8 protein-coding genes and 1 tRNA gene are annotated in these 10204 nt (G+C 42.7%); 7 read left to right on the top strand and 2 right to left on the bottom strand.

Translation table 11 applies throughout. From position 1 onward, the window contains the following. Positions 1-28: 28 nt before the first annotated feature. Positions 29-116: transfer RNA gene (locus tag ACLNCP_RS07655), tRNA-Ser, on the bottom strand. Between the two features lie 161 nt (positions 117-277). On the opposite strand from ACLNCP_RS07655, the gene ACLNCP_RS07650 reads away from it, so the two are divergent. From ACLNCP_RS07650 to ACLNCP_RS07635, 4 genes are all read left to right on the top strand, one after another. Continuing rightward, positions 278-1018 (top strand): DeoR/GlpR family DNA-binding transcription regulator, encoded by a 741-nt coding sequence (locus ACLNCP_RS07650; protein ID WP_000920651.1) that lies wholly within the window; start codon positions 278-280, stop codon positions 1016-1018. After that, on the top strand, positions 1015-1926 hold the full coding sequence (gene pfkB / locus ACLNCP_RS07645; protein WP_261039144.1) for a 1-phosphofructokinase: 912 nt from the start codon (positions 1015-1017) through the stop codon (positions 1924-1926). Before ACLNCP_RS07650 ends, pfkB begins: the two co-directional genes overlap by 4 nt. After that, the gene (locus tag ACLNCP_RS07640; protein WP_238096298.1) at positions 1923-3875 is read left to right on the top strand and encodes a PTS fructose transporter subunit IIABC; all 1953 of its coding nucleotides are present in this window, start codon (positions 1923-1925) and stop codon (positions 3873-3875) included. Before pfkB ends, ACLNCP_RS07640 begins: the two co-directional genes overlap by 4 nt. Positions 3876-3960: 85 nt before the next feature. Continuing rightward, positions 3961-6264 carry a DNA translocase FtsK gene (locus tag ACLNCP_RS07635; RefSeq protein WP_424844271.1) on the top strand — a complete coding sequence of 768 codons (2304 nt, stop codon included), beginning with the start codon at positions 3961-3963 and terminating at the stop codon, positions 6262-6264. Between the two features lie 43 nt (positions 6265-6307). On the opposite strand, the gene ACLNCP_RS07630 is transcribed toward ACLNCP_RS07635, so the two are convergent. Further along, positions 6308-6736, bottom strand: a complete 429-nt coding sequence (locus ACLNCP_RS07630) for a DUF6556 family protein (RefSeq protein WP_125454412.1) — start codon at positions 6734-6736, stop codon at positions 6308-6310. Positions 6737-6874: 138 nt separating this feature from the next. Between ACLNCP_RS07630 and ACLNCP_RS07625 the strand changes: the two genes are divergently transcribed. The 3 genes from ACLNCP_RS07625 (at position 6875) to ACLNCP_RS07615 (ending at position 10201) form a co-directional block, all read left to right on the top strand. Further along, positions 6875-8017: a cysteine desulfurase family protein gene (locus ACLNCP_RS07625; protein WP_049546707.1), complete on the top strand. Its 1143-nt coding sequence runs from the start codon at positions 6875-6877 to the stop codon at positions 8015-8017. Positions 8018-8025: 8 nt separating this feature from the next. Then, on the top strand, positions 8026-9240 hold the full coding sequence (thiI, locus tag ACLNCP_RS07620; RefSeq protein ID WP_049546708.1) for a tRNA uracil 4-sulfurtransferase ThiI: 1215 nt from the start codon (positions 8026-8028) through the stop codon (positions 9238-9240). A 136-nt stretch (positions 9241-9376) separates the two neighbouring features. Continuing rightward, a complete protein-coding gene (locus tag ACLNCP_RS07615) occupies positions 9377-10201 on the top strand; it encodes an alpha/beta hydrolase (protein WP_153199704.1) in 825 nt (274 codons plus the stop codon). Positions 10202-10204: the final 3 nt, after the last annotated feature.

The following is a 10204-nucleotide window of genomic DNA, read 5'->3' as shown; positions in this document are numbered from 1 at the left end:
ATTTCTTGGGTATCTTTTTTAAAATAAACGGAAGACATGGGATTCGAACCCACGCACGCTTTAACACGCCTACCGCGTTTCCAACACGGCCTCTTAAGCCTCTTGAGTAATCTTCCAATACTTACTCAAATAGTCTACCATAAAGGCTCTTATCTTGCAATAAAAATTTTGGAAATAAGAAAAATGATAGATTTTGAAAGAAAATGACAAAAAGCGCTTGACTTTGAAAGAAAGTGTGATAGAATGAATAGTGTAAACGATAACAGGAGGTGATTCAGTGTTAAAAACAGAGCGGAAGCAACTGATTTTAGAGGAGTTAAATCAACATCATGTAGTTTCTCTAGAAAAATTAGTTAGTTTGTTAGAAACGTCAGAATCAACGGTTCGAAGAGATTTGGATGAGTTGGAAGCGGAAAACAAGCTTCGTCGCGTGCATGGTGGAGCAGAATTGCCCCATTCCTTGCAGGAAGAAGAAACCATTCAAGAAAAATCTGTCAAAAACCTTCAAGAAAAGAAGTTGCTGGCTCAGAAGGCAGCCTCTCTCATCAAGGAACAAGATGTCATCTTTATCGATGCAGGAACAACAACTGCTTTTTTGATTCATGAATTGGTCAATAAGAATATTACAGTCGTGACCAACTCGATTCACCATGCTGCTCAGTTGGTTGAAAAGCAGATTCCAACTGTCATGGTTGGAGGTAGTGTCAAGATGGCGACGGATGCTAGCATCGGGGGCGTTGCTCTTAACCAAATTAACCAATTGCACTTTGACCGTGCCTTTATCGGGATGAATGGTGTGGACGATGGCTATTATACGACTCCTGATATGGAGGAGGGGGCTGTGAAGCGTGCTATTTTGGAGAATGCCAAACAGACATATGTCTTGGTCGATTCGTCTAAAATTGGACAAACTTGCTTTGCTAAGGTAGCACCACTCAAACGAGCTATTGTTATCACAAGTCAAGGGCATGAGCTCTTGCAGGCTATTAAGGAGAAAACGGAGGTAATAGAAGTATGATTTATACAGTCACACTCAATCCATCCATTGACTATATCGTTCGTTTGGAACAAGTCCAAGTCGGTAGTGTCAATCGTATGGACAGTGATGATAAGTTTGCTGGAGGGAAAGGAATCAATGTCAGTCGTGTCTTGAAACGCTTGGATATTCCAAATACAGCGACTGGATTTATCGGAGGTTTTACTGGTAAATTTATCACAGATACTTTGGCTGATGAAGCAATCGAGACACGTTTTGTCCAAGTGGCAGAAGATACTCGTATCAATGTTAAAATCAAAGCAGACCAAGAGACAGAAATCAACGGAACGGGTCCAAATGTCGAACCAGCCCAGTTAGAAGAATTGAAAGCTATTTTATCTAGTCTGACAGCAGATGATACGGTTGTGTTTGCGGGTTCGAGTGCTAAAAACCTAGGAAATGTCATCTACAAGGATTTGATTGCCTTGACGCGGCAGACTGGTGCGCAAGTGGTTTGTGACTTTGAAGGACAGACCTTGATTGATAGTTTGGACTACCAGCCACTTTTGGTCAAACCAAATAATCACGAGCTTGGAGCGATTTTTGGAGTGAAACTCGAAAGTTTAGATGAAATTGAGAAATACGCTCGAGAACTCCTAGCTAAAGGTGCTCAAAATGTGATTATCTCTATGGCTGGTGATGGTGCCCTTCTTGTCACATCTGAGGGAGCTTACTTCGCCAAACCTATCAAGGGAACAGTCAAAAATTCAGTTGGAGCTGGTGACTCTATGGTTGCTGGATTTACAGGTGAATTTGTCAAATCTAAAGATGTAGTAGAATCCTTCAAATGGGGAGTTGCTTGTGGAACAGCAACGACATTCTCAGATGACTTGGCAACGGCAGAATTTATTAAAGAAACATATGAAAAAGTTGAGGTAGAAAAACGATGAAAATTCAAGACCTATTGAGAAAAGATGTCATGTTGCTGGATTTGCAGGCAACTGAAAAAACAGCTGTCATCGACGAGATGATTAAAAGTTTGACAGACCACGGTTATGTAACAGATTTTGAAACATTTAAAGAAGGAATTTTGGCGCGTGAAGCTCTCACTTCTACTGGTCTGGGTGATGGAATCGCAATGCCTCACAGCAAAAATGCTGCTGTAAAAGAAGCGACTGTTCTCTTTGCTAAATCAAACAAGGGTGTTGACTATGAAAGTTTAGATGGACAACCAACTGACCTCTTCTTCATGATTGCTGCTCCAGAAGGCGCCAATGATACTCACTTGGCAGCCTTGGCAGAATTGTCTCAATACTTGATGAAAGATGGCTTTGCTGATAAACTTCGTCAAGCAACATCAGCTGACCAAGTTATCGAACTTTTTAACCAAGCTTCAGAAAAAGCTGAGGAGCCAGTTCAAGCACCTACCAATGACTCTGGTGACTTTATCGTTGCTGTTACAGCTTGTACAACAGGTATTGCCCACACTTACATGGCTCAAGAAGCCCTTCAAAAAGTGGCTGCTGAAATGGGTGTTGGAATCAAGGTTGAAACCAACGGTGCTAGCGGTGTTGGAAACCAACTAACTGCTGAGGACATCCGCAAGGCTAAAGCTGTTATCATAGCTGCAGACAAGGCGGTTGAGATGGATCGTTTCGATGGCAAACCATTGATCAATCGTCCAGTGGCTGACGGGATCCGTAAAACAGAAGAATTGATTAACTTGGCTCTTTCAGGAGAAGCGGAAGTCTACCGTGCCGCTAATGGTGCAAAAGCTGCAACAGCCTCTAACGAAAAACAAAGCCTTGGTGGTGCCTTCTACAAACACTTGATGAGTGGTGTATCTCAAATGTTGCCATTTGTTATTGGCGGTGGTATCATGATTGCCCTTGCCTTCTTGATTGACGGCGCTTTGGGTGTTCCAAATGAAAAACTTGGCAATCTTGGTTCTTACCATGAGTTAGCTTCTATGTTCATGAAAATTGGTGGTGCAGCCTTTGGCTTGATGCTCCCAGTCTTTGCAGGTTATGTTGCCTACTCTATCGCTGAAAAACCAGGTTTGGTAGCAGGTTTCGTGGCTGGTGCTATTGCTAAAGAAGGTTTTGCCTTTGGTAAAATTCCTTATGCTGCAGGTGGTGAAGCAACTTCAACTCTTGCAGGTGTCTCATCTGGTTTCCTAGGTGCCCTTGTTGGTGGATTTATAGCAGGTGCCTTGGTGCTTGCTATCAAGAAATACGTTAAAGTCCCTCGTTCACTTGAAGGTGCAAAATCAATCCTTCTCTTGCCACTTCTTGGGACAATCTTGACAGGATTTGTCATGCTAGCTGTTAACATCCCGATGGCAGCAATCAACACTGCTATGAATGACTTCCTAGGCGGTCTTGGAGGTGGTTCAGCTGTCCTTCTCGGTATCGTCCTTGGTGGAATGATGGCTGTTGACATGGGTGGACCAGTTAACAAAGCGGCTTATGTATTTGGTACAGGTACGCTTGCAGCGACTGTTTCTTCAGGTGGTTCTGTGGCTATGGCAGCAGTTATGGCTGGAGGAATGGTGCCACCACTTGCCATCTTTGTCGCAACTCTTCTCTTTAAAGACAAATTTACTAAGGAAGAACGCAACTCTGGTTTGACAAACATCATCATGGGCTTGTCATTTATCACTGAGGGAGCGATTCCGTTTGGTGCAGCTGACCCAGCTCGTGCGATCCCAAGCTTCATCCTTGGTTCAGCAGTAGCAGGTGGACTCGTTGGTCTTACTGGTATCAAACTAATGGCGCCACACGGAGGAATCTTCGTTATCGCCCTTACTTCTAATGCTCTTCTTTACCTCGTGTCTGTCTTGGTAGGAGCAATCGTAAGTGGTGTAGTCTATGGTTACCTACGCAAACCACAAGCATAAAAAATAGAAAAATGAAAAGATTGTACCGTTTGGTGCAGTCTTTTTCTCTTTCCGAAATGCCTGTGAAATATGGTATAATAGAAGAATGGCAAACAAGAATACAAGTAAAACAAGACGGAGACCGTCTAAAGCAGAACTCGAAAGAAAAGAAGCGATTCAACGAATGTTGATTTCGTTGGGAATCGCGCTTTTATTGATTTTCGCAGCCTTCAAATTAGGGGCTGCAGGTATCACCCTTTACAATCTAATTCGCTTGCTGGTGGGTAGCCTAGCTTATCTGGCAATATTTGGTATCCTGGTCTATCTCTTCTTCTTCAAGTGGATACGAAAACAGGAAGGACTCTTATCTGGATTTTTCACCATATTTGCTGGCCTGCTCTTGATTTTTGAGGCCTACTTAGTTTGGAAATATGGTTTGGATAAGTCGGTACTAAAAGGGACCATGGCTCAGGTTGTGACGGATTTAACAGGTTTTCGAACGACCAGCTTTGCTGGAGGGGGCTTGATTGGGGTCGCTCTTTATATTCCAACTGCCTTTCTCTTCTCAAATATCGGTACTTACTTTATTGGTTCTATCTTGATTTTAGTGGGTGCTCTCCTAGTCAGTCCTTGGTCTGTTTACGATATTGCGGAATTTTTCAGTAGAGGCTTTGCCAAATGGCGGGAAGGTCATGAGCGTCGAAAAGAGGAACGCTTTGTCAAACAAGAAGAAAAAGCTCGTCAAAAGGCTGAGGAAGAGGCTAGATTAGAACAAGAAGAGACCGAAAAAGCCTTACTCGATATGCCTCCTGTTGATATGGAAACGGGTGAAATTCTGACAGAAGATGTTGTGCTTGACGTTCCACCTGTTCCAGAAGAAGAATGGGTAGAACCAGAAATCATCCTGCCTCAAGCTGAACTTGAATTTGCTGAACAGGAAGATGGCTCTGATGATGAAGATGTACAGGTCGATTTTTCAGCCAAGGAAGCCCTTGAATACAAGCTGCCAAGCTTGCAACTCTTTGCGCCAGATAAACCCAAAGATCAGTCCAAGGAAAAGAAGATTGTTCGAGAAAATATCAAAATCCTAGAAGAAACCTTTGCCAGCTTTGGTATCAAGGTAACGGTTGAACGGGCTGAAATAGGACCATCGGTAACCAAGTATGAAGTCAAGCCAGCAGTTGGTGTACGGGTTAACCGTATTTCCAATCTGGCAGACGACTTAGCGCTGGCTCTAGCAGCCAAGGATGTTCGGATTGAAGCTCCGATCCCTGGGAAATCCTTAGTCGGAATTGAGGTTCCTAACTCTGAGATTGCGACGGTATCCTTCCGCGAACTATGGGAACAATCTCAAACGAAAGCAGAAAATCTCCTCGAAATTCCTCTGGGTAAGGCTGTCAATGGAACTGCTCGAACCTTTGATCTTTCCAAGATGCCCCACCTACTTGTTGCAGGTTCGACGGGATCCGGAAAGTCAGTCGCAGTTAACGGTATTATCGCTAGCATTCTGATGAAAGCAAGACCAGACCAGGTCAAGTTTATGATGGTGGATCCAAAGATGGTTGAGTTATCGGTTTACAATGACATTCCTCACCTCTTGATTCCAGTTGTGACCAATCCACGCAAGGCCAGCAAGGCCCTGCAAAAGGTTGTGGACGAGATGGAAAATCGTTATGAACTCTTTGCAAAGGTAGGAGTTCGGAATATTGCAGGTTTTAATGCTAAGGTAGAAGAGTTTAATGCCCAGTCTGAGTACAAGCAAATTCCGCTACCTCTTATTGTCGTGATTGTGGATGAGTTGGCTGACCTCATGATGGTTGCTAGCAAAGAAGTAGAAGATGCCATCATTCGTCTTGGACAGAAGGCGCGTGCTGCAGGTATCCACATGATTCTTGCAACCCAGCGTCCATCCGTTGACGTCATTTCTGGTCTGATCAAGGCCAATGTCCCATCTCGTGTCGCTTTCGCAGTTTCATCAGGAACAGACTCCCGTACTATTTTAGATGAAAATGGAGCAGAAAAACTGCTTGGCCGAGGGGATATGCTCTTTAAACCGATTGATGAAAATCATCCAGTTCGCTTGCAAGGATCCTTTATCTCGGATGATGATGTCGAACGTATCGTAAACTTTATCAAGGCTCAGGCGGATGCAGACTACGATGAGAGTTTTGATCCAGGTGAGGTTTCTGAAAATGAAGGAGAATTTTCAGATGGAGATGCTGGTGGAGATCCTCTTTTTGAGGAAGCCAAGGCTTTGGTTATCGAGACACAGAAAGCCAGCGCATCCATGATTCAGCGTCGTTTGTCAGTTGGATTTAACCGTGCGACCCGCCTCATGGAAGAACTTGAAATGGCAGGTGTCATCGGTCCAGCTGAAGGTACCAAGCCTAGAAAAGTTTTACAACAATAAAAAATAGCTTCTTTCCAAGTTTGGAAGGAGGCTATTTTAGTGATTATTGATTAGTTTTATTTTCCGAAGTTGGGGTATTGGACTGTTTTTCATTTTCAGTAGTGGGTTTACTTGGAGCAGGAGTAGTAGATTCCTGAGTTGCTGCTTTCTGCTCTTCTCTTTTCTCTTCCTTGACGCTAGATTTTGGTGTTTCCTCTTGCTGTGTTTTTTCTTGGGTAGTGTTAGTTTCCTTATTGGGACTGGTGTTTTCCTTAGGGGATTCCTTTTGAATTTCTTTGACAATTGTTGTCGTCTGGCTTGTCGTAGGTTCTTTTTTAGTATTTTTGTTATTATCCAAGGCGTTCATGATAGTGATACTTGCAGTAATTAAGCCAAGGATACTACCGATAGTGGCAACAGTTTTTTGAAAGACCGTGAAGCCTTTTTTGATGTGTTCTGTTTTTGGTTTTGAAGTTCTACGATAATTAGACATATATTCTCTCCTTTAATTAAAATTTATTATACCGCATTTCTTTAAAAAAATCTTAAAAAAAGAGAAATTGCCCTTTCTTGTCGCAGGCTCCGTTTCATGATACAATAGAGGGAGTGATTTTAGAAAGCGTGAGAAAATATGATTTACTTTGATAATTCGGCGACGACCAAGCCCTATCCTGAAGCACTTGAAACCTATATGCAGGTCGCTTCAAAAATTTTAGGAAATCCATCTAGTCTCCATCGTTTGGGAGATCAGGCAACACGAATCTTAGATGCTTCTCGTCAGCAAATTGCAGATTTAATCGGTAAGAAAAGTGAGGAAATCTTCTTTACTTCTGGTGGGACAGAAGGAGATAACTGGGTTATCAAGGGTGTGGCCTTTGAAAAGGCTCAGTTTGGGAAGCACATCATTGTATCAGCCATTGAACATCCGGCAGTCAAAGAGTCAGCCCTTTGGTTGAAAAGTCAAGGATTTGAAGTAGATTTTGCTCCAGTTGATAACAAAGGATTTGTAGATGTTGAAGCGTTATCAGATTTGATAAGACCTGATACGACCCTCGTTTCCGTCATGGCTGTGAACAATGAAATCGGCTCGATTCAACCTATTCAAGCTATTTCAGAACTATTGGCAGACAAGCCAACTATTTCCTTCCACGTTGATGCGGTTCAGGCACTTGCCAAGATTCCGACTGAAAAGTATCTGACAGAACGAGTGGATTTTGCGACTTTCTCTAGTCACAAGTTTCACGGAGTTCGAGGTGTTGGATTTGTCTATATCAAGTCTGGCAAGAAGATTACGCCTCTTTTAACAGGTGGTGGTCAGGAACGTGATTACCGTTCGACAACTGAAAATGTGGCAGGAATTGCAGCGACAGCCAAGGCTCTCCGCTTGTCTATGGAAAAGCTAGATATCTTTACTAGCAAGACTGGTCAGATGAAGGCAGTGATTCGCCAAGCACTTCTGGACTATCCAGATATTTCTGTCTTTTCAGATGAGGAAGACTTTGCCCCTCATATTCTGACTTTTGGAATCAAGGGTGTTCGTGGTGAAGTCATCGTTCACGCCTTTGAAGACTATGATATTTTTATCTCAACGACCTCTGCTTGTTCGTCCAAGGCAGGGAAACCAGCCGGAACCCTGATTGCCATGGGAGTAGATAAAGATAAGGCTCAGTCAGCTGTGCGTCTTAGCCTAGACCTTGAAAATGATATGAGTCAGGTCGAGCAGTTCTTGACCAAGTTAAAATTGATTTACAATCAAACTAGAAAAGTAAGATAGGAGCATTCATGCAGTATTCAGAAATTATGATTCGCTACGGTGAGCTGTCAACCAAGGGCAAAAACCGTATGCGTTTCATCAATAAACTTCGCAATAATATTTCAGACGTTTTGTCTATCTATCCCCAAGTTAAGGTAACGGCAGATCGTGACCGTGCCCACGCTTACCTCAATGGAGCAGATTATACAGCAGTAGCAGAATCGCTTAAACAAGTTTTTGGAATTCAAAACTTTTCCCCTGTTTATAAGGTTGAAAAATCTGTAGAAGTTCTGAAGTCTTCTGTCCAAGAGATTATGCAGGACATCTACAAGGATGGCATGACCTTTAAAATTTCTAGCAAGCGTAGCGACCACAACTTTGAGTTGGATAGTCGTGAACTCAATCAAACCCTTGGAGGTGCTGTTTTCGAAGCCATTCCAAATGTGCAAGCTCAAATGAAAAGTCCTGACATCAATCTTCAGGTGGAAATCCGTGAAGAAGCAGCCTATCTTTCTTATGAAACCATTCGTGGGGCTGGTGGTTTGCCAGTTGGAACTTCAGGTAAAGGGATGCTCATGTTGTCAGGAGGGATCGACTCACCTGTAGCAGGTTATCTTGCACTTAAGCGTGGAGTGGATATTGAGGCTGTTCATTTTGCCAGCCCACCTTACACGAGTCCGGGTGCTCTTAAAAAAGCCCAAGATTTGACCCGTAAATTAACCAAGTTTGGGGGCAATATCCAGTTTATCGAAGTTCCTTTTACAGAGATTCAAGAGGAAATCAAGGCCAAGGCGCCAGAAGCCTATCTCATGACCTTGACCCGTCGTTTTATGATGCGGATTACAGATCGTATTCGTGAGGTACGAAATGGTTTAGTTATCATCAATGGGGAAAGTTTAGGACAAGTAGCCAGCCAAACCTTGGAGAGCATGCAGGCTATCAATGCGGTTACCAACACTCCCATCATCCGTCCAGTTGTGACAATGGATAAGTTGGAAATTATTGACATTGCTCAGGAAATTGACACCTTTGACATTTCAATCCAACCGTTTGAAGACTGCTGTACGATTTTTGCGCCAGATCGTCCGAAAACAAATCCTAAGATTAAGAATGCGGAGCAGTATGAAGCTCGTATGGATGTTGAAGGATTAGTAGAGCGAGCAGTGGCTGGAATCATGATTACTGAGATTACACCGCAGGCTGAAAAAGATGAAGTCGATGACTTGATTGACAATCTTCTCTAATCAGAAAATCCAAAAGAATTTAGAAAAATAGATGAAAAAGTTAGTTTTTAATTCCAAAAGTGGAAGCAAAACTAACTTTTTTTCTATAATTGTGATATAATAAAATAAAATTTTGAATATAGAGAGTTTTCTGACAATGAATCAATCCTACTTTTATTTAAAAATGAAAGAACATAAACTCAAGGTTCCTTATACAGGTAAGGAACGTCGTGTACGTGTTCTTCTGCCTAAAGATTATGAGAAAGACACGGATCGTTCCTATCCCGTTGTTTACTTTCATGACGGGCAAAATGTTTTTTATAGCAAGGAGTCTTTCATTGGCCATTCATGGAAGATTATCCCAGCTATTAAGCGTAATCCTGATATCAGTCGCATGATTGTCGTCGCCATTGACAATGATGGTATGGGGCGGATGAATGAGTATGCGGCTTGGAAGTTCCAAGAATCTCCTATCCCAGGACAGCAATTTGGCGGTAAGGGCGTGGAGTATGCCGAGTTTGTTATGGAGGTGGTCAAGCCATTTATCGATGAGACCTACCGTACTAAAGCTGACCGCCAGCATACGGCTATGATTGGGTCTTCACTAGGAGGCAATATTACCCAGTTTATCGGTTTGGAATACCAAGACCAGATTGGTTGTCTAGGGGTCTTTTCATCTGCTAACTGGCTCCATCAAGAAGCCTTTAATCGCTATATCGAGCGCAAGAAACTATTGCCTGACCAGCGTATCTTTATCTATGTTGGAACAGAAGAAGCAGATGATACGGACAAGACCCTGATGGCTGGTAATATCAAACAAGCCTATATCGATTCGTCTCTTCGCTATTACTATGATTTGATAGCAGGTGGGGTACACTTAGATAATATTGTCTTGAAAGTTCAGTCTGGTGCCATCCATAGTGAAATCCCTTGGTCGGAGAATTTACCAGACTGTCTGAGATTTTTTGCAGAGAAATGGTAAGTT

Source organism: Streptococcus sp. CL6.35 (assembly GCF_049737915.1).
In the GTDB taxonomy this organism is placed as follows: domain Bacteria; phylum Bacillota; class Bacilli; order Lactobacillales; family Streptococcaceae; genus Streptococcus.
The sequence above is the reverse complement of the archived record's forward strand: the minus strand, read 5'-3'. Positions and strand labels throughout refer to the sequence as shown.